Consider the following 18232-nt stretch of genomic DNA (forward strand, 5'->3'; position numbering starts at 1 on the left):
TTCCGCTGCTCGCCGCCGCGTCGCAACCGATGCGGCGGCCCCCTTCCTTACCGCGCCGCCGTCGGCGGCAGGTGCGCGCCGCCCTGCCGGCGCCGATATGCGCTGTCGCGCGTCGCGAGCCAGTAGTACAGCGGCGACGTCAGCAGCAGGCCGACGAGCCACGACAGGTCCGCGCCGCCCAGATGCGCGGGAATCGGTCCCGCATACATCGGCGTGTTCATGAACGGGATCTGCACGACGATACCGATCGCATACGCGAGCAGCGCCTGCGGATTGAAGCGGCCGTAGATTCCGCCGTCCGCCATGAAGATCGACTGGATGTCGTACTTGCCCTTGTGGATCACGTAGAAGTCGATCAGGTTGATCGCCGTCCACGGCACCAGTACGACCAGCAGCGCAAGCACCAGATCGACGAGGTTGCCGACGAAGTTCGTCGATGCGCCGATCGCCGCGTAGCAGCATGCGACGAAGATCACGACCGACACCACCGCGCGCGCCTTCGCGGTCGGAATCCACTTGTACGCGAACGTCTGTACCGACGTGATGACCGCGAGCACCGCGCCGTACAGGTTCAGCGCGTTGTGGCTGATCACGCTCAGCAGGAACAGCACGAGCATCAGCGGGCCGAGCGGGCCGGTCGCCTGCTTGACCGCGTCCATCGTGTCCGCGCCGGCCGGCACCGCGAGCACCGCCACCGCGCCGAAGATGAACGCGAGCGTCGAGCCGAGCGTGCAGCCGAGATAGGTCGCCCAGAACGTCGACGCGACGCCGACGTTCTCCGGCAGATAGCGCGAATAGTCCGACACGTACGGCGCGAACGCGATCTGCCACAGCGCCGACAGCGACACCGTCGCGAGCCAGCCCGCGAAGTCGAAGCCGCCGCGCGTCAGGAAATCGGCGGTGCTCACGTGCGACAGGATCATCCAGAAGCCGACGGCGATGCCGATGCCGAGCACCCACGTGCCGATGCGGTTCAGGATGTGGATGAACCGGTAGCCGACGATCCCGATCAGCCCCGAGCCCACCGCGCCGATCACGATGCCGACCGGAACCGGCACCGACGATGCGATGCCGTGCACCGACTTGCCGGCGAGCACGATGTTCGACGCGAAGAAGCCGACGTACATCACGGCCGCGATCACCGTCACGAGCAGCGCGCCCCACGAGCCGAACTGCGCGCGGCTCTGGATCATCTGCGGGATGCCCATCTGCGGCCCCTGCGCCGAATGCAGCGCCATCAGCACGCCGCCGACCGCCTGGCCGACGACGATCGCGACGATGCCCCACATCAGGTTCAGGTGGAACATCTGCACGCCGAGCGCGCCGGTCACGATCGGCAGCGGCGCGATGTTGCCGCCGAACCAGAGCGTGAACAGGTCGCGCACCTTGCCGTGGCGTTCCGCAGGCGGCACATAGCCGATCGTGTGCTTCTCTATCATCGGGGACGCATTGCGTTCCGCGTTCGTCATGGTGATGTCTCCTGTCCTGCGCGGCGATGCGCGCGTGCCGTTTCCGCCGGCGCGCGTCGAGGTGCGCGCCGGCAATCGGGTCCGGATGCGCGAGCGACGCCGCGCCGCGTGCACACGCGGCCGGGTCGGCGAGGCGAACGATGCGCGGCAGGCGGGGACGGATGACCGCCTCCGCCTGCGCGCGCGGCCTCGCCGCGATCCAGGTTGGCGACGATGGTGCGCCACGTGCATCGGGACCGGAAAATACTAAAAATATTTCCGCGACATACGAAAAAGCTCTGCAGCGGAAATTTCGGCGTGGAACGACTTCAGGTAAGGTGCCAGGGTCTGTTTCCCTACGGAACGCGCATGCGCCCGCGGCGGCACGCCGGGGCCGGGCATCAGAGGTGCTTGTGGCTCACTACACTTTGCGGCAACTGAAATACTTCATCACGACGGTCGAATCCGGCAGCGTCGCCGAGGCCTCGCGCCAGCTCTTCATCGCGCAGCCGTCGATTTCCAGCGCGATCAAGGGGCTCGAAGAGAGCTTCGGCGTGAAGCTGTTCATCCGCCACCACGCGCAGGGCGTGTCGCTGACGCCGAGCGGCACGCGCTTCTACCGGAAAGCGCAGGAACTGCTGCGCATCGCGCACGAGTTCGAACAGAACGCGCTCGCCGACAACGACGTGATCACCGGGCAGATCGACATCGGCTGCTTCGAGACGGTCGCGCCGCTCTATCTGCCGCAACTGATCGCCGGTTTTCGCGAGCGCTACCCGGGCGTGAACATCCGGCTGCGCGACGGCGACCAGCAGGAACTCGTGCAGGGACTGACGTCCGGCACCTTCGATCTCGCGCTGATGTACGACCACGATCTGGACGGCACGATCGAAACCGAGCCGCTGATGCCGCCGCAGCAGCCGTACGTGCTGCTGCCGGAGAACCACCGGTTCGCGGGCCAGACGCACGTGTCGCTGCGCGACCTGTGCGTCGAGCCGATGATCCTGCTCGACGTGCAACCGAGCCGCACGTACTTCGTGAGCCTGTTTCATGAACTCGGGCTCACGCCGAACATCGTGTTCGGCTCGCCGTCGATCGAGATGGTGCGCGGAATGGTCGGCCAGGGCTTCGGGTTCTCGCTGCTCGTCACGCGCCCGCATTCCGACTATACGTACGACGGCCAGCGCGTCGTGACGATCGCCCTCAGCGAAACCGTCAGCCCGTCCGGGCTCGTGAGCGCACGGCTGAAGCGCGGCCAGCTCACCAAGCAGGCGCAGTCGTTCGTCGATTTCTGCCGCGAACGGCTCGCGCAGATCGTCGCGCAATCGGCACAATCGGCGCGATAAGGACGACAGGATCGCGAGCGGGAACAGGACCACGCACGCGCCGCCGGATGCGGTGCGTGCGTGTCGGCCGCACGTTCAGGCGGCGGAAGCGAGATACGCGGCCAGGCGGCCCAGCATCGCGTCGCATCCGTGCAGCTGGTCGAGCGTGACGAACTCGTCGGGCTTGTGCCCCTGATCCATGCTGCCCGGCCCGCACACCACGGTCGGAATGCCGGCCTGCCCGAACAGCCCGCCCTCGGTGCCGAACGCCACCGTGCCGAACGCATCGGAGCCGCTCAGCAGCGCGAGCACGCGCGCGGCCTCGCTGTCCGGCGCGGTCGCCAGCCCCGGATACGCGCCGAGCGGCTGCAACCGGATGTCGGTATCGGGCTGCACCGCGCGCATCTTCGGCAACAGTTCGGATTCCGCATAGTCCTGCAGCTTTCTCGGCACGTCGTGCGCATCGAAATCCGGCAGCGCACGCACCTCGAAATCGAATTCGCATTCGGCCGGCACGATGTTCAGCGCGCGGCCGCCCTTGATCAGCCCGGCCTGCACGGTCGAGAACGGCGGATCGAAGCGGCGGTCGTGATGCTCGGGCCGTGCGAGCGCCGCGCCGATCTCGCCGAGCCGGCCGATCAGCTTCGCCGCGTAGTCGATCGCATTGACGCCCGACGGCGCGTAAGCCGAGTGGCACGCGGCGCCCTTCACGTGGCAGCGCATCGCGAGCTTGCCCTTGTGACCGAGCACCGGCTTCAGTTCGGTCGGCTCGCCGATCACGCACAGCCGCGGACGATGTTCGCGCACGGCCAGTTGGTCGAGCATCGGCCGCACGCCGAGACAACCGACTTCCTCGTCGTACGAGAACGCCAGATGCACGGGCAGGCCCAGCGGCCGTGAAACGAACGCCGGAACGGCCGCGAGCGCCGACGCGATGAAGCCCTTCATGTCGGCCGTGCCGCGACCGTACAGGCGGCCGTCGCGCTCGGTCAGCCGGAACGGCTCGACCGTCCACGCCTGCCCGTCGACCGGCACCACGTCGGTATGGCCCGACAGCGCGACGCCGCCGCGATCGCACGGGCCGATCGTCGCGTACAGGCTCGCCTTCGTGCGCTCCGCGTTGTAGAACAGTTCGCTCGCCACACCGAACCCGGCGAGATAGTCGCGGATGAAGCCGATCATCTCGAGGTTCGAATCGCGGCTGACCGTCGCGAAGCCGATCAGCCGTTCGAGCAGCGCGCGGCTCGACGGATCACTCATCGCCCGGCACTCCGTAGCTCGGCGCGGCGGTCGGATTCAGCGCGCGCGTCTGGTAGTCCTGCATCTGCGGCCGATACGCGCGCCACAACGCATCGAGCTGCCCGATCGGATCGGCGTCGGCCCAGTCGACGCGCAGGTCGACGATCGGCCAGGTCACGTCGCCCGCCACCTTCAACGCGGCCGAATGCACCGGCCCGGCCTCGCCGCCGGCCGCCATCGCCGCGTGCATCGCGGCCAGCAGGCGATCCGCGAGCAGCCCGGGCGCCTGCTCGAAGGCCCGCACCATCGCGTCGATCACGGTCGGCGCGGCGAGCAGGTTGCCGGCCGCCACGCACTGCTCGCCCTGCACCGCGTGATGCGTGCCGAGCGCCTCCTTGCCGGTGAAGCATGCGGTCTGCCCCTGCCCGTCGATCACCGTGACCTGCCGGTACTGGCTCCAGCCGTTCGCGCTCAACGCGCGGTCGAGCGCCGCGGCGGGCGTGAGCGGGTCGTGCTCGATCAGGTCGAGGATCTGGGGCCCGAGCGCCGGCAGCGTGATGTTCTGCGTCGCGACGGCGCCGACGCCCGCGCGCACCCACGGGCAGCGCGCGCCCACCGCGATGCTCGACGAGCTGATCGCGATCCCGAGCTGGCCCGTTTCCGGGCAGCGCCCGACGATGGAGAAAGTCATGTCGCCTCCTATGCGCGGTTCGGCTGCCGGTTGTCGGGGATCACCGCGATCACGTCGATCTCCATCAGCCACTGCGGCTGGCCGAGCGCGGAGACGACGAGCCCCGTCGAGATCGGGTAGACGCCTTTCAGCCACTTGCCGACTTCCTGGTACACGGGTTCGCGGTAACGCGGGTCGATCAGGTAGGTCGTCGTCTTCACGATGTGCGTGATGTCGCTGCCGGCTTCCTCGAGCAATTGCTTGACGTTCTTCATCGCCTGCTCGGCCTGCGCGCGCGCGTCGCCGAGGCCGATCAGGTTGCCGTCGAAATCGGTGCCGACCTGGCCGCGCACGTAGACGGTGTTGCCGGCCCGCACGGCCTGGCACAGGTCGTTGTCGAGCGTCTGGTTCGGGTAGGTATCCCGGGTGTTGAACATGCGGATACGCGTATGGGTGGGCTGGCTCATCGAGGTCCTTCGAGTGTCGGTGGGTTGCCCGCCGCGCCGGAAGCAATCGCGGCGCGGCGGGATGTGTCGGGGATCAGTTCGCCGCTTCGGCGAGCGGGCGAGCGTCGGGCCGTGCCGCTTGCGCGGCCGCGCGGTGCTGCGACGCGTCGTGGTACGCGAGGTACTTGCGCTGCGTGACGATGTGATCGGCGATGTGTTTCGCGTCGTGCCACACGCCCCAGATGAAGCTCGAGCCGCGCCGCGACAGCCACGGCAGCCCGAGAAAATAGATGCCGGGCTCCTTCGACACGCCGCGCTGGTGCTGCGGCTTGCCGTCCGGCCCGAACGCGTCGACGTTCAGCCAGCCGTAGTCGACGGCATAGCCCGTCGCCCAGACGATCGACGCGATGCCGGCGCCGGCGAGGTCGAGTGCGAGGATCGGATGCGCGACGCATTCGGGATTCGGCAGGATGCGCCGCGCGCCCGGCTCTTCCGGCAGGTCTAGGCCGTTGCGTGCCGCATACGCGTCGGCCGCGTCGAGCAGCGCCAGGTAGTTCTCGTCGCCGCGCGCGAGATTGATCGCGAGATCGCGCTCGAACACCGCCACGCCGCCGTCGAACGACTTCGTCAGCCCGACCAGCGTCACGCCCTGGTTCGCCAGTGCGCGGAAATCGACCGTATGGCCGCCGCGCGCGCCGCTCACCGCGATCGTCACGTGCTCGCGGCCGGGCGTCGCGACTTCCTTGTCCCATTCGCCGAGCACGCCGAGCCACCAGCAGAAGTCGCGGCCGCGATACGCGCGCGGCGGACGATCGTGCGGCCCGACCGACAGGTACACCTGCCGCCCCGCGCGCTGCAGCTCGTCGGCGATCTGCACGCCCGACGAACCGGCGCCGACCACCAGCACCGCGCCCGCCGGAAGCTGACCGGGGTTGCGATAGTCGGCGGAATGGATCTGCACGAGGCGCGCATCGTCCGGCGCGATCGGCGGAATCACCGGGCGCTGGAACGGCCCCGTCGCGACCACCACGCGGTTCGCCTCGATCGTGCCGTCCGACGTCTCGACGACGAAGCCCGGCTTGCCCGTGTTGCGCACGACGTGCTTCACTTCGACGCCGGTACGGATCGGCGCGTTGAACTTGCGTGCATACGCTTCGAAGTAGTCCGCGACCTGGTCTTTCGACGCGAACGCGTCGGGATCGAGGCCGTCGAATTCGAGCCCCGGGAAACGGTCGTGCCACGCGGGGCCGTTCGCGACCAGCGAATCCCAGCGTCCGGTGCGCCAGCGTTCGGCGATGCGGCTGCGCTCCAGCACGAGATGGGGCACGCCCAGCTTGCCCAGATGTTCGCTCATGGCCACGCCGGCCTGCCCGGCGCCGACGACGAGCGTATCGATTGAGGTTGTTTCGACTGCCACGGCTGTCTCCTTCTGAAGTGCGGCTCATGCGACGCGCGTGTCGCTGCGTGAGCTGGAATGGAGACATTCTGCGGACAGGGCGTCTGGCGCGAAATGAGGTTTTTTGTTGGTGTTGACGAGCAAAAAGCTGGGGCGGGAGGCGGTGGCGCGCAGCGTGCAAGCAGGCAGCCGAAGCGCAACGCCGGTCGGGAACGGTTCGACACGAGCGCATGGGTGCGCCAAAAAATCCGATGTCCCGACGCAGCCGAACCGATCGTCGACGCGCCCCACCGGTATGTCACCGGCTCGTGCCGACTACACGTTGGTCCACCCGTCGGTGCCCTTCCGATACGCCATCACGCCACCATGGATTCGCACCCGCAGATTGCCGTCCGGCACCTGCACCCACTCGAACATGTCGAGACTCTGCATCAGCGCGGCGAAGAAATCCTGCACCTCCTGCGACTCGTTGGCCTGCCAGACGTCGATACGCCCGAGGCACGCACGCATGTCGCCGCTCTGCTGCATGATCGTCTCGACCTGCCCGGCGACATTCGCCGCCGTGTCGTAGACCTTCGTGCCGTCGGGGCCGACGATCGACAGATGGATGCCGCGCACCATCGTCGGCTGACCCGGCGTCTGCTCGACGAGCGCGATGCAGCTCGTCATCGCGCCGAAATCGATTTCCGTCGCATCTCCCCATTGGCGCTCGCCGACCGCCAGCGGCGCGGGACCGTTTACGTGCTGAATGATGTAGGACATGGGTTCCTCACATGATTGGACTGGACTGCCGGTAGCAGGCCGCGACGTGTTCGACGAAGAACGCGCGTCGCGCCTGCCGCTCACATCCCGCATCGGGCCGGGCGGCCCGGCGGGTCGTGTCGATCGATGCGTTGCCGCCACTCGCGCGACAGGCGATCGCCCGCGACGTTCGTGATCGACGTCGCGCCCCTACGTGCCCTTCTTGTCCAGCAACGCCTGATACTTCTGCAGGCTCTCGTCGATCCTGTCGAGCGCGACGCTCGCGGCCTCGCCTTCGATCGCCTCCGCGGCGCCCGCGACGACCGCCGCGGTCGCGACGAACAGGTCCGTCAACAGCAGGCCCACCGCATCCATCGCCATGCCTTTCACGTCCTCGTCGATGGTCTTCTGCGCCAGGTCCTTCATCAGCACGCTCTTGCCCGCGATCGCCAGCGACGTCGACGCCTCGAAGTAGTTGGCCGCCGCCTGCGCGACCATGCCGCCCGCCTGCGTGATCATCATGTTCGGGCCGACGGCGATCTGCGTCGTCGCGTAGGACGCAGCCTCCGCGTTGATCGCCTGCACGGTCTGCAGCGCCGAGTGGGCGGACCCTCTCGCGCCCGCGATCTGGTCCGGCGCCTTCAGCGCATCGGTGAACCTGCGCAGCCGGTTGGTCGGCCACGCGCGCGTGCCGGCTGCCGAAGCAGCGGCGTGCGGCGCGACATCGGCCGGCGTCGTTGCTTCGGCTGCGGCGGATGTGGCGGCTGCTGCGTCCGCGGTGCCGTCCGGCGCTTGCGTCGCGCCGTCTGCGCGGCCGCCCAAAAGACCTTTCATGTTCATTATTCAGATATCCTGATAACGTCGCGTCCTAGTGCGTGGAGCCCGTCGGCGGCCCGCCCGCCGCGGGCAGTGACGCGCCGCCCGATGCCGGCTTCGGCGACGCTTCGACGGACAGGATCATGGCCACCGCCTTCGACACCACGGCGTTCGAGATCTGGTTCAGCGCCGCCTGCTGCTGGGTCATGTTCTGCGCCGAGATGCCGACGGCCTGGCTGAACATCTGGTACAGCATGCCCAGCGCCTGGGCCGGCGATCCCGCGACGACGTTGACGTTGGTCTGCGTCAGCGCATCGGTAATCTGCTCATTGACTTTGTCTGCCACGAGGCCTCCTCGGATCTCGGCTCCGGCATGCGATTGAAGGAACGGGCGGGCCGGCAGGCCATCGACGCCGCGCATGCCGTTAGGAACGCTGCGTGCCGGCATTCGTGAACGCGCTCACGCGAGTTCCTCGCGCAACTTCTTGCGCAGCAGCTCGACCCGTTTTCTGGCGAGCGGCTCGTTGATCCCGAGCGTCTCGGCGATGTGCAGATAAGGCCGGTCCTCCTCGAACTTCAGCGTGAACAGCATCTGCTGCTGCGGGGACAGCATGGACAGCGCCTGCTCGAGGCGCAGCAGCTGTTGCCGCAGCAGCAGTTGCTGCTCCACCGACGGCGCGTGGCCGGCCAGCTCGACGGCGTGATCGTCGTCCCAGCCCGGGTCGAATTCGAGCATGCCGCTTTCGCGCAGACGGCGGCGCGCGCCATCGAGGAACGCGTGATTCAGCGCCAGAAAGAGAAAGCCCGTCAGGTTCCGGACGCGCTCGGGCGAGCGCTGCAGATAAATGTGGACCTTGAGTGCGGTATCGGAAAGCAGTTCGTCGGCACGGTGAATATCACCCTTGCACAACAGGCGCGCGCGGCGCCGCAATTTTCCCTGCATTTCCCGCCACGTGCGGTCGAGCTGCTGCGCCGGAGACTCGGGCGGCGGGGCAGCGTGCTGGTTCGAGGTTGTCATCCCGTGTCTTCCTTTTTTATGGAAAACACAGAATCGATTCGACGCCGGGAATGGCGCTGTTACCCGTGTAACACCGATATAACGATAATCGGTTTCAGTAAATTTTCTTGATTATTATGAACGGAAATTTTAATTCACCGGCATAGCCCGATCCGTCGTTTCAGGTGCGTCGCCGGGCCTGACCGGATAACGGCATTGCGATGAACAAGCAGGACTCCCGCCGCGATGCGCCCGTGCGTCGGCATGCGGCTTCCCCTGTCGGTCGAACAAGCGCGCTTGCCGCCAAAACACGGCCCCGTCCGGACCGCTTGCCGATTATTTCGATACTTTCATTATTCATTTTTCACGCAATGCCAAAGGCAGCGTTTTTCGCTAGGTGGCTGCATCGTCAAACAACCTCGCGCGGAAAACATGCCTGCCCTTGCTAACGCTCAAACGCTGCGCAATATACCGATACTCGCCGATCTTCCGGAGAGCCTGCTCGCGCACATCGAGCGGCACGTCACGTCCTGGCCGGAACACGGCAATCGCCTGTTGTTCTTCAAGGGCGATCCGGGAGATTTCGTCGCGTTCGTGCACCGCGGCCGCGTCTACAAGACGCTGCACGAACCCGGCGGACGCGAGATCATTCTCGGTCACGCGATGCCGGGCGACCTCATCGGCGAGAACACGCTGATTCGCGCGCACCGGCGCAGCTTCACCGCCCAGTTGAGCCCCGACTGCCGCATTTCGCTGCTGCATCGCCAGCACTTCGCGCCGCTGCAGGCCAACGCGGAATTCATGGCGCGCATCCACGAGCAGCTGTGCCGGCACATTCACCAGTTGAGCGACTTCGTCGAGTCGGCATGCCTGTACCGGCTCGAAGCACGGCTCGCGCGCCATCTGCTGAACCGCATGCAAGGAAACGATCTCGAGGTGCCGCTGCCGGAGAACCAGAGCATCCTCGCCGCGATGCTCAACGTCAGCCGGCCGCGACTGAACAGCAGCCTGCAGAAGATGCAGCGCGACGGCCTGATCCGGCTACACGAACACGGTGTGACGATCGAGAAACCGGAGCAGCTCCGGACCATCGTCGCCGCCAATTGATGCCCCGGCAAGCGCGTGCGCCGGGCAGCGCCGCCATGCGGGCATGGTTGCGCGCGCCGGATTGCGCGGCGCGCGGTGAAGGTCAACCGCGCCCGTGGCCGATGGCGTTCATCAACTGAGCGACGGCGGCCAGTTGCGAGACGAAGTTGTCGTTCGCGGACCGCGCCGCGCTGGCCAGCGCTACCGGCGAGCCGGCATAGAGCTGCATGATGCCGACGGTCGTGGCGGCGAGGTTGGATGCCGCCTGGTTCGCCTGCATCTGCACCGCGTTGTGAAGCAGGATCGCGGACGCGTGGCTGTTGGACTGCATGAGCGTGCCCAACGCCACGGCGGGCGCTTCGCCCACTACCTTGACGTTGGCTTGCGTGACTGCATCGGTCGTCGCGGGGGAAACCTGTTCCGGCATGTCTTGGCTCCTGGTTGGCTCGCCGCCGCGGCGCGGTCGTGGCGAGCGCATGAGTGGGTCGGCCGGCGCCGACGCTACGTGACGGGGTGTCCGCCGTCACGTGCGTCGACACGATGTCGGGCGCCGGGCGGCAGCCACCGCGATCGGGGCCACCGCCCGGCGCCGACGCCGGGCTACGCGTCAGGCCAGCGCCTTGCCGAGCGCGAGCACGTCGGCCAGCACGGACAGCACGCCGTTCGAGCCGATTTCCGTCGCGGCCGCGCCGGCGCTCGCCGGCCCGAGCGTGTACAGCTGCATCGTGCCCACGTTCGTCGAGGTCGGCAGCTGCACCGCGGACTGCGACTGCTGCTGCACGGCGTTCTCGAACAGCACGCTGAGCGAATGGCTCTGGGCCTGGTACAGCGAGCCCGTGGCCATCGCGGGCGCCTCGCCGACCACCTTGACGTTGGTCTGCGTGACCGCGTCGGTGATCGCGGCGTTGACCGCACACGTCTTGCAGGGGTCCTTCGCGTCGTTTGTGTCATTTGCCATCGTATTTCTCCTGTTTCGCGAACGGGCTGCGCATCGAATCGGCGCTGCCCGCTCCGTCGTTTGCTCCGGAACACCGCACGGCACCGTGGGTCAGGCGCCGGCGGCCATGCTGCGAATCCGCGCCGCGGCGGCGGGATCGGCGGCGCGTGCCGCGGCCGCCGCCGCTTCAACCACGGCGCTGCGATGACGCCTTACGGCCGGGCCACCGCCTTCCCGATCGCGATCACGTCGGCCAGAATGGAAATGATCCCGTTCGCGCCGATTTCCGTGGCGGCCGCGCCCGCGCTTTCCGGCCCGATCGTGTAGAGCTGCATCGTCCCCACGTTCGTCGACGTTTGCGACTGGATCGCGGCCTGCGACTGCTGCTGCACCGCGTTCTCGAACAGGATGCTCAGCGAATGGCTCTGGGCCTGGTACAGCGAGCCCATCGCCATCGCCGGCGCTTCCGCGACCACCTTGACGTTGACCTGTGTGACCGCATCGGTAATCGCGGGATTGACCTGGCACACTTGACACGTATCAGCCATTTGTTGCTCCTTGGTTCACGTAGTTGAGAGGTCGCACATCGGGACCGGCCGGTTTCGCGTTCGGTCGCATGACCCGCGTGCTACTCCATGGACGCTCGGCCGACGGTGTCGTGAACGGCAGCGGCAGGTTCGGATCGTTCAACCGGGCCGGTGTCGATGCGCCGCAACCGGTCCTCCATTGCGTCGAACCTGGCCGCGAGCCGTTCGGCGAGCGCATCGCCGTATTGGCGGAAGCACGTTTCGATTTCCTGCCGGATCAGGCCCGTCAGCTGTTCGCCGATCATCGTCAGCGCCTCGCGGGTGCTGTCCTGAATCTCCGCCGCGCCGGCAGCCTGCGCGTCGCCCGCCGCCTCGTGCGCGTCGAGCACGCCCGCTACTTTCCGCTGCTCCGACGCCAGCATGCCGAGGGTCGTCTCGTTCTGCGTGTCGATCGTCTGCAGGATGCCGCGCATCTTCTCGTACGCCTTTTGCTGGTTGAGCTGCAGAAAATGCTTGATCTGTTCGCGCGCCTCGCGCCGGGTTTTCAACTGCGGCAAGGACGGATTCGCGGTGCTCGCCGGCGTGGCCGGGCCGGCGGCGGACGCCGACGGGTGCCCCTGGCTGCTCGGCAGCCGCTCCAGCAGCGCCTGTTCTTCGCCCGGCTCGAGCGGCCGGCCCAGACGCTTCTCCGCGAACTGGCGCAGCAGGGGGTCGAGTGTGTCGTTGCTCATGGCTCACACCTCCTCGAGGGACGCCCCGGCACGGGGACGCGAGGGTCGGGTTCGGATGGACGCCGCGCCACGGCGGCCTGGTCGGCGTGCTGCAATGGATATCGCATGGGGTTCTCCGGGAAAGGAAGGTGCGACGGCCCGGCCGGAAATTTCGGCGGACCGCTGCAGGGACGAACCATGCGACGTGTCTGTGAAATCGGGAACGGGGCCGGCGCGCCGGCCGCGCCCGTTCCCGACAATTCTTGACTGTGTCCGGCCTGTTGAACTGGTAGGATGCCGGTCGCCTCGACGCGGGCAGCCGGCACGACCTCTCAACCGTCCCCTTTTTCACGCCCCGCGGCTGGTAAACTTCGCGCTCGGCCCGGACGACCCGGGCCCCGGACAGCATCCCAGTCCCGTAAAACCCGTCATACCTCGGCCTCGCCCCGCGCGAGCCGTTGCAGTAACCGTTGGAGTGGCGCACCCCGCGCCTGCAAGCATGAAGAAATCGAAGCAGCCCACCCATCCCCGCGACAAAGACCGCACGCCGTTCGTCCGCGCCGGCGCATTGCTGCTGATGGCCGGCCTGCTGTACCTGCTGTGGCCGTCCGCCGAAACCGCGTACCTCGCGATGGAGTCGGTGATCCGCTGACGCACGCGTCCTGCCGCGCACTGCGCTATACTGGCGCGATGGAAACCCGACCTGCCTCGCCGATCGTGCATTGCTGGTGGCGCGCCTGACCCAGGCGGCCCGTTTCCTTTTGCATGTCCCAAACGTGATGCCGCCAGCCATGGCGGCATTTGCGTTTCTGCGCCGAGACCATGGCTGGCGGCTTCGACAACCCGGAGCCCACGACGACCATGACGCATCCCACCCGCCCGATCATCCTCACCGGCGACCGCACGACCGGCCCGCTGCACCTCGGCCACTACATCGGCTCGCTGCGCGCCCGCGTGCAGATGCAGCACGAGGCGACGCAATTCCTGCTGCTCGCCGACACGCAGGCGCTCACCGACAACATGGGCCGCCGCCAGCGCGTGACCGAAAACGTGATCGAGGTCGCGCTCGACTACCTCGCCGTCGGCATCGATCCGGCGATCTCGACGATCGTCGTGCAGTCGCAGGTGCCCGAACTCGCCGAGCTGTCGCAATACCTGCTCAACCTCGTCACGGTCGCGCGCCTCGAGCGCAATCCGACCATCAAGGAAGAAATCCGCCTGCGCGGGTTCGAGCGCGACATCCCGGCCGGCTTCCTGACCTACCCGGTGAGCCAGGCAGCCGACATCACCGCGTTCAAGGCGACCCACGTGCCGGTCGGGGACGATCAGTTGCCGATGATCGAGCAGACCAACGAGCTCGTGCGTCGCTTCAACGCGACCGTCGAGCAGCCGGTGCTGGTCGAATGCGAGGCCGTGCTGTCATCGGTCACGCGGCTGCCCGGCATCGACGGCAAGGCGAAGATGAGCAAGTCGCTCGGCAACGCGATCACGCTCGGCTCGACGCCGGACGAGATCGCGCAGGCCGTGAAGGACATGTACACGGACCCGAATCACCTGCGCGTGAGCGACCCCGGCCAAGTGGAGGGCAACGTCGTGTTCACGTTCCTCGATGCGTTCGAGCCGGACGTGGCGAAGGTCGACGAGCTGAAGGCCCACTATCGCCGCGGCGGCCTCGGCGACAGCGTCGTCAAGCGCGTGCTGAACGAGCGGCTGCAGGCGCTGATCGAGCCGATCCGCGCGCGCCGCCGTGAGTTCGAAGCCGACAAGGCCGAAGTGATGGCGATCCTGAAGCGCGGCACGCTGCATGCGCGGGAAGTGGCGGGGGCGACGCTCGCGGAGGTGAAGGGAGCGATGGGGTTGACGTATTTCGGTTGAGCGATGCCGTCACGGCCGCTCACGCTCCGGCGCCGGCCGCCGCATGACAGACGGCCTCGACCCGGTTGCCGGCCGGATCGACCAGAAAAGCCGCGTAGTAGTCGGCGTGGTACTGCGGCCGCAACCCGGGTTCGCCGTCGGACTGGCCGCCTGTCGCGAGGCCGGCCTCGAAAAACGCATGCACCTGCTCGCGGGAAGTCGCCTTGAAACACCAGTGCCGCTTGCTCGCGCCGATTTCGGCGGGATCCAGATACACCGCCAGAAAGGTCGACCCCGGATCATTCGCGCTGCAACGTTCGCCGTAACCGAGCGCATTGGGCCGGTCATAGACCTTGGTCGCGCCCAGCGCAGCCATGACGGCATCGTAGAAAGGGCGTGCCTGGTCGATATCCGGCACGCCGATCGACACGTGATCGAGCAGTTGCATGGTGTGGGCTCCATTGAACGAGCAAGAGTCTACACACCCGTCATCGCTCCGGCCGATCAACCTTACAGACGACTACACTAACGCCCCGCAGCCTACGTGATCTGATACGTCGACGCGGGCACGAATTCCTCCGGCATCGGCCGATCCCCGAGTTCCAGCACCGACCGCTCGATCGTACGCGTCATCGCATCGAGCGCGAGCGCATTCGGCGCGAGGCCGAACGGCTCGGCCACTTCGTTCGCGATCGCTTCGAGCGCGATCAGCGTATACGCAATGAACACGCAGATCAGCGGCGTGAAGAACTCCGTCGAATCGACGAGCCCGAACGGCAGCAGCACGCAATACGCATACACGGTGCGATGCAGCAGCACGCTGTACGAAAACGGGATCGGCGTCGACAGGATGCGCTCGCACCCTCCGACCGACTTGCCGAGCTCGTCGAGTTGCGTCTCGAACATCCAGCAGGTCGCGTCGCTGCCCGGCGCGCGGCCCAGCGCACGGACGATGCCGCCGCGCAGTTCGTCGAGGATCGCGACCGGCTTGTAGCATTTGCCGCCGAGCGCGGCCGTACGCTCCGCGCCAAGAATGCGCTGCAGGTCCGCGGTCGGATCGGTATGGCGCAGCTGGTGCTTCAGCGCATACGCGAGCGCGATCAGCAGATCGGCGAGCCGGTTGCGCTCGGCGTCGCTCACGCTGTCGGGCAGGTAGCGATGCAGTTGCGACGTCACGGTGCGCGCGGCGATCAGCAGGTTGCCCCACAGATGCCGCGCTTCCTTGAAGCGCTCGAAGCTCGCGTTGTTGCGAAACCCGAGGAAGATCGCGAGCGCGAGCCCGAACAGCGTGAACGGCGCGGTGTTGAGCGGAATCTTCTCGCCGAAGATGCGCCCGTTCGTGAAGACCGCCAGCGTGCTGACGATCGCCATGAACACGAGCTGCGGAATGATCGACTGCAGCACGGAGCCGTTCCATACGAACAGCATCCTGAGCCAGTTCTGTCGTGGTCTGACGATCATGATGTTTTCTCGACTGCCAAGGAAATGCGCAACCCGTTGCGCCCGCACCCGATGCGCAACGGCCCGCGCGTGGCGGGCCGCTTTCGTATCGGGTGCCGTGTCGGGCGCCGCGCCGCGCGTGATGAGACGCGAGCGACGCGCCCCGTCACCGCGCTGGCCGCTCAGTGATAGCCGACGTCGCCCTCGCGCACCTTGCCACGGAACACGTGGTACTGCATCGCGTTGTACACGAGGATGATCGGCAGCACGATCACGGTGCCGACGAGCGCGAACAACTGGCTCGAATGGCTCGACGACGCGTCCCAGATCGTCAGCGACGGCGGCACGATGTTCGGCCAGATGCTGATCACGAGCCCGGTGTAGCCGAGGAACACGAGGGCCAGCGTCAGCAGGAACGGCGTGGCCTCGTGCGCGCGCTTCACCGTGTGGAAGATGCCCCACACGCATGCGACGACGAGGACCGGCACCGGCAGGAACCAGCCGAGGTTGCCGCTGCCGAACCAGCGGTGCGCGACGGCCGGCAGCCCGATCACGGTCCACAGGCTCACCACGCCCATCACCGCGAGCAGCACGCCCGTGAGCGGCTTCATCAGCAACCGCATCTTGCGCTGCAGTTCGCCGTCGACCTTCAGGATCAGCCAGCCGCAGCCGAGCGTCGCATAGGTGACGAGCACGCCGATCCCGCACATCATGCTGAACGGCGACAGCCAGTCGAACGGCCCGCCCGCGAAGTGGTTGTTCTCGATCTTGATGCCCTGCAGCAGCGAACCGAGCACGATTCCCTGGCAGAACGCCGCCAGCGCCGAGCCACCGATGAACGCGAGGTCCCACATGTGCTGCGTGCGGGTGGCTTTCGCGCGCAGCTCGAACGCCGCGCCCCGGAAGATCAGCCCGACCAGCATCAGCACCAGCGGCAGGTAGTTGGCCGGCAGCAGCGTCGAATACACGACCGGAAACGCGCCGTAGAGGCCCGCGCCGCCGAGCACGAGGAACGTCTCGTTGCCGTCCCACACCGGCGCGACGGTGTCGAGCATCACCTGGCGCTCGGCCTTCGCATCGAAGAACGGAAACAGCAGACCGATGCCGAGATCGAAGCCGTCCAGCATCACGTAGATGAATACGCCGAGGCCGATGATCGCGGCCCAGACGACAGGAAGATCGATGTGCATGGTTACTCCGCCTCGGTGACGTTCAGCGGCGTGGACAGCGCGCTCTTGCGCAGCCCCGGATGCCGGTGCAGTTCGATGTAGCCGGCCTGGGCCGCCGGCCCGCGCTTCATCAGCTTCATCATGTAGTAGATACCCGTTCCGAATACCAGGAAATACACGACCACGAAGACCAGCAGCGACACGCCGACCTGCTGAGCGTCGAGCGGGGAGACCGAATCGATGGTGCGCAGCACGCCGTATACGGTCCACGGCTGCCGCCCGACCTCGGTCGTGATCCAGCCGGCCAGCAGCGCGACGATGCCCGACGGCCCCATCGCCACCACGAACCACTGGAACCAGCGCGTTTCATACAGGCGCCCGCCCTTTCTCAGCAGCAGCCCGAGCAGCGCGGTCAGCAGCATCAGCATCCCGAGGCCGGCCATGATCCGGAACGTCCAGAAGATGATCGGCGAATACGGACGGTCCTGCGGCGGGAATTCCTTCAGCCCGCGGATCTCGCCGTCCCAGCTGTGCGTGAGGATCAGGCTGCCGAGGTGCGGCACCTGGATCGCATAGCGGGTGGTTTCGGCCTGCATGTCGGGCAGCCCGACGAGGTTCAGCGCGGTGCCGCCCTTCTCGGTTTCCCACAGCCCTTCGATCGCCGCGATCTTCGCCGGCTGGTATTCGCGCGTGTTCAGCCCGTGCGCGTCGCCGACGCCGATCTGGATCGGCGCGAGCACCAGCAGCATCCACAGCGCCATCGAGAAGCTGCGCTTCACCGGCTCGTCGCGACGCCCCTTCAGCAGGTGCCACGCGCCGCACGCGGCGACGATGAAGCCCGCGACGATGAACGCCGCGATCGTCATGTGCACGAGACGGTACGGAAACGACGGGTTGAAGACGACCTTGAACCAGTCGACCGGCACGACGAGGCCGTTCTCGATCTTGTAGCCTTGCGGCGTCTGCATGAAGCTGTTCGACGCGAGAATCCAGAACGTCGAGATCAGCGTGCCGACCGCGACCATCAGCGTCGCGAAGAAGTGCGCGCGCGGGCTGACGCGCTGCCAGCCGAACAGCATCACGCCGAGGAAGCCGGCTTCGAGGAAGAACGCCGTCAGGACTTCATACGTGAGCAGCGGCCCCGTGATGTTGCCCGCGACGCGCGAGAAGCCGGCCCAGTTGGTGCCGAACTCGTACGCCATCACGACGCCGGAGACCACGCCCATGCCGAAACCGATCGCGAAGATCTTCGACCAGAACTGAAACATGGATTTGTAGGCGGCGTCGCCGGTGACGAGATAGCGCCATTCCAGCACCGCCAGGAAGCTCGCCATGCCGATGCTGATCGCGGGGAACACGATGTGGAACGACACCGTGAATGCGAATTGCAATCGGGCGAGATGGAACGCATCGAAGATTTCCATGACCGTA

At 67.0% G+C, this 18232-nt stretch carries 21 protein-coding genes; 4 read left to right on the plus strand and 17 right to left on the minus strand.

Annotated elements, in window-relative coordinates; genetic code table 11:
• Positions 1-47: 47 nt before the first annotated feature.
• The gene (locus tag KU887_RS33410) at positions 48-1469 is read right to left on the minus strand and encodes a cytosine permease (RefSeq protein WP_048989242.1); all 1422 of its coding nucleotides are present in this window, start codon (positions 1467-1469) and stop codon (positions 48-50) included.
• Positions 1470-1861: 392 nt separating this feature from the next.
• On the opposite strand from KU887_RS33410, the gene KU887_RS33415 reads away from it, so the two are divergent.
• Positions 1862-2794, plus strand: coding sequence for a LysR substrate-binding domain-containing protein (locus KU887_RS33415; RefSeq protein ID WP_034203656.1), 933 nt, complete (start codon positions 1862-1864; stop codon positions 2792-2794).
• 75 nt (positions 2795-2869) lie between these two features.
• On the opposite strand, the gene argE is transcribed toward KU887_RS33415, so the two are convergent.
• From argE to KU887_RS33455, 8 genes are all read right to left on the minus strand, one after another.
• Positions 2870-4033: an acetylornithine deacetylase gene (argE, locus tag KU887_RS33420; RefSeq protein WP_069353604.1), complete on the minus strand. Its 1164-nt coding sequence runs from the start codon at positions 4031-4033 to the stop codon at positions 2870-2872.
• Positions 4026-4703 carry a DUF1028 domain-containing protein gene (locus KU887_RS33425; protein ID WP_006498407.1) on the minus strand — a complete coding sequence of 226 codons (678 nt, stop codon included), beginning with the start codon at positions 4701-4703 and terminating at the stop codon, positions 4026-4028. Before KU887_RS33425 ends, argE begins: the two co-directional genes overlap by 8 nt.
• A gap of 8 nt (positions 4704-4711) precedes the next feature.
• The gene (locus KU887_RS33430) at positions 4712-5149 is read right to left on the minus strand and encodes a RidA family protein (protein ID WP_006498408.1); all 438 of its coding nucleotides are present in this window, start codon (positions 5147-5149) and stop codon (positions 4712-4714) included.
• Between the two features lie 73 nt (positions 5150-5222).
• A complete protein-coding gene (locus KU887_RS33435; protein WP_084752705.1) occupies positions 5223-6545 on the minus strand; it encodes an NAD(P)/FAD-dependent oxidoreductase in 1323 nt (440 codons plus the stop codon).
• Positions 6546-6839: 294 nt separating this feature from the next.
• Positions 6840-7286 (minus strand): hypothetical protein, encoded by a 447-nt coding sequence (locus KU887_RS33440; protein ID WP_006498410.1) that lies wholly within the window; start codon positions 7284-7286, stop codon positions 6840-6842.
• 189 nt (positions 7287-7475) lie between these two features.
• Complete coding sequence (locus tag KU887_RS33445) at positions 7476-8099, minus strand: hypothetical protein (protein WP_226244867.1); 624 nt, start codon at positions 8097-8099, stop codon at positions 7476-7478.
• Between the two features lie 34 nt (positions 8100-8133).
• Entirely contained in the window at positions 8134-8427 is a 294-nt protein-coding gene (locus tag KU887_RS33450; RefSeq protein ID WP_006498412.1) for a RebB family R body protein, read from the minus strand.
• A 114-nt stretch (positions 8428-8541) separates the two neighbouring features.
• On the minus strand, positions 8542-9099 hold the full coding sequence (locus KU887_RS33455) for an RNA polymerase sigma factor (protein WP_006498413.1): 558 nt from the start codon (positions 9097-9099) through the stop codon (positions 8542-8544).
• Between the two features lie 243 nt (positions 9100-9342).
• Here KU887_RS33455 and KU887_RS33460 point away from each other — a divergent pair, with 243 nt between their 5' ends.
• Positions 9343-10185, plus strand: a complete 843-nt coding sequence (locus tag KU887_RS33460) for a Crp/Fnr family transcriptional regulator (RefSeq protein WP_227746391.1) — start codon at positions 9343-9345, stop codon at positions 10183-10185.
• An 82-nt stretch (positions 10186-10267) separates the two neighbouring features.
• Here the strand turns inward: KU887_RS33460 and KU887_RS33465 are convergent, their stop codons facing one another.
• The 4 genes from KU887_RS33465 to KU887_RS33480 form a co-directional block, all read right to left on the minus strand.
• Positions 10268-10591: a RebB family R body protein gene (locus tag KU887_RS33465; protein WP_006498415.1), complete on the minus strand. Its 324-nt coding sequence runs from the start codon at positions 10589-10591 to the stop codon at positions 10268-10270.
• A 180-nt stretch (positions 10592-10771) separates the two neighbouring features.
• Positions 10772-11122 (minus strand): RebB family R body protein, encoded by a 351-nt coding sequence (locus KU887_RS33470; protein ID WP_006498416.1) that lies wholly within the window; start codon positions 11120-11122, stop codon positions 10772-10774.
• Between the two features lie 191 nt (positions 11123-11313).
• Positions 11314-11649, minus strand: coding sequence for a RebB family R body protein (locus KU887_RS33475; RefSeq protein ID WP_006498417.1), 336 nt, complete (start codon positions 11647-11649; stop codon positions 11314-11316).
• 80 nt (positions 11650-11729) lie between these two features.
• Complete coding sequence (locus KU887_RS33480) at positions 11730-12359, minus strand: hypothetical protein (protein ID WP_034203663.1); 630 nt, start codon at positions 12357-12359, stop codon at positions 11730-11732.
• A 478-nt stretch (positions 12360-12837) separates the two neighbouring features.
• Here KU887_RS33480 and KU887_RS33485 point away from each other — a divergent pair, with 478 nt between their 5' ends.
• Positions 12838-12990, plus strand: a complete 153-nt coding sequence (locus KU887_RS33485; protein WP_006498419.1) for a hypothetical protein — start codon at positions 12838-12840, stop codon at positions 12988-12990.
• A gap of 209 nt (positions 12991-13199) precedes the next feature.
• Positions 13200-14213, plus strand: a complete 1014-nt coding sequence (gene trpS / locus KU887_RS33490; protein WP_034204044.1) for a tryptophan--tRNA ligase — start codon at positions 13200-13202, stop codon at positions 14211-14213.
• Positions 14214-14232: 19 nt separating this feature from the next.
• Here trpS and KU887_RS33495 read toward each other — a convergent pair whose 3' ends face one another.
• The 4 genes from KU887_RS33495 to KU887_RS33510 form a co-directional block, all read right to left on the minus strand.
• The gene (locus KU887_RS33495) at positions 14233-14640 is read right to left on the minus strand and encodes a VOC family protein (protein WP_034203664.1); all 408 of its coding nucleotides are present in this window, start codon (positions 14638-14640) and stop codon (positions 14233-14235) included.
• Positions 14641-14732: 92 nt separating this feature from the next.
• Positions 14733-15653, minus strand: a complete 921-nt coding sequence (locus KU887_RS33500; protein ID WP_034203665.1) for a bestrophin family protein — start codon at positions 15651-15653, stop codon at positions 14733-14735.
• 161 nt (positions 15654-15814) lie between these two features.
• Entirely contained in the window at positions 15815-16822 is a 1008-nt protein-coding gene (gene cydB / locus KU887_RS33505; protein ID WP_212150543.1) for a cytochrome d ubiquinol oxidase subunit II, read from the minus strand.
• 2 nt (positions 16823-16824) lie between these two features.
• Positions 16825-18225 (minus strand): cytochrome ubiquinol oxidase subunit I, encoded by a 1401-nt coding sequence (locus KU887_RS33510; protein WP_258258545.1) that lies wholly within the window; start codon positions 18223-18225, stop codon positions 16825-16827.
• Between the last annotated feature and the right edge of the window lie 7 nt (positions 18226-18232).

Source organism: Burkholderia sp. EMB26 (assembly GCF_024730645.1).
Lineage (GTDB): Bacteria > Pseudomonadota > Gammaproteobacteria > Burkholderiales > Burkholderiaceae > Burkholderia > Burkholderia cenocepacia.

What these genes read in the sequence shown, in the direction of transcription:
- KU887_RS33410 (WP_048989242.1), bottom strand. Translation starts at nt 1,469, where the DNA reads ATGACGAACGCGGAACGCAATGCGTCCCCGATGATAGAGAAGCACACG.
- argE (WP_069353604.1), bottom strand. Translation starts at nt 4,033, where the DNA reads ATGAGTGATCCGTCGAGCCGCGCGCTGCTCGAACGGCTGATCGGCTTC.
- KU887_RS33425 (WP_006498407.1), bottom strand. Translation starts at nt 4,703, where the DNA reads ATGACTTTCTCCATCGTCGGGCGCTGCCCGGAAACGGGCCAGCTCGGG.
- KU887_RS33430 (WP_006498408.1), bottom strand. Translation starts at nt 5,149, where the DNA reads ATGAGCCAGCCCACCCATACGCGTATCCGCATGTTCAACACCCGGGAT.
- KU887_RS33440 (WP_006498410.1), bottom strand. Translation starts at nt 7,286, where the DNA reads ATGTCCTACATCATTCAGCACGTAAACGGTCCCGCGCCGCTGGCGGTC.
- KU887_RS33445 (WP_226244867.1), bottom strand. Translation starts at nt 8,099, where the DNA reads ATGAAAGGTCTTTTGGGCGGCCGCGCAGACGGCGCGACGCAAGCGCCG.
- KU887_RS33455 (WP_006498413.1), bottom strand. Translation starts at nt 9,099, where the DNA reads ATGACAACCTCGAACCAGCACGCTGCCCCGCCGCCCGAGTCTCCGGCG.
- KU887_RS33460 (WP_227746391.1), top strand. Translation starts at nt 9,343, where the DNA reads ATGCGGCTTCCCCTGTCGGTCGAACAAGCGCGCTTGCCGCCAAAACAC.
- KU887_RS33465 (WP_006498415.1), bottom strand. Translation starts at nt 10,591, where the DNA reads ATGCCGGAACAGGTTTCCCCCGCGACGACCGATGCAGTCACGCAAGCC.
- KU887_RS33470 (WP_006498416.1), bottom strand. Translation starts at nt 11,122, where the DNA reads ATGGCAAATGACACAAACGACGCGAAGGACCCCTGCAAGACGTGTGCG.
- KU887_RS33475 (WP_006498417.1), bottom strand. Translation starts at nt 11,649, where the DNA reads ATGGCTGATACGTGTCAAGTGTGCCAGGTCAATCCCGCGATTACCGAT.
- KU887_RS33480 (WP_034203663.1), bottom strand. Translation starts at nt 12,359, where the DNA reads ATGAGCAACGACACACTCGACCCCCTGCTGCGCCAGTTCGCGGAGAAG.
- KU887_RS33485 (WP_006498419.1), top strand. Translation starts at nt 12,838, where the DNA reads ATGAAGAAATCGAAGCAGCCCACCCATCCCCGCGACAAAGACCGCACG.
- trpS (WP_034204044.1), top strand. Translation starts at nt 13,200, where the DNA reads ATGACGCATCCCACCCGCCCGATCATCCTCACCGGCGACCGCACGACC.
- KU887_RS33495 (WP_034203664.1), bottom strand. Translation starts at nt 14,640, where the DNA reads ATGCAACTGCTCGATCACGTGTCGATCGGCGTGCCGGATATCGACCAG.
- KU887_RS33500 (WP_034203665.1), bottom strand. Translation starts at nt 15,653, where the DNA reads ATGATCGTCAGACCACGACAGAACTGGCTCAGGATGCTGTTCGTATGG.
- cydB (WP_212150543.1), bottom strand. Translation starts at nt 16,822, where the DNA reads ATGCACATCGATCTTCCTGTCGTCTGGGCCGCGATCATCGGCCTCGGC.
- KU887_RS33510 (WP_258258545.1), bottom strand. Translation starts at nt 18,225, where the DNA reads ATGGAAATCTTCGATGCGTTCCATCTCGCCCGATTGCAATTCGCATTC.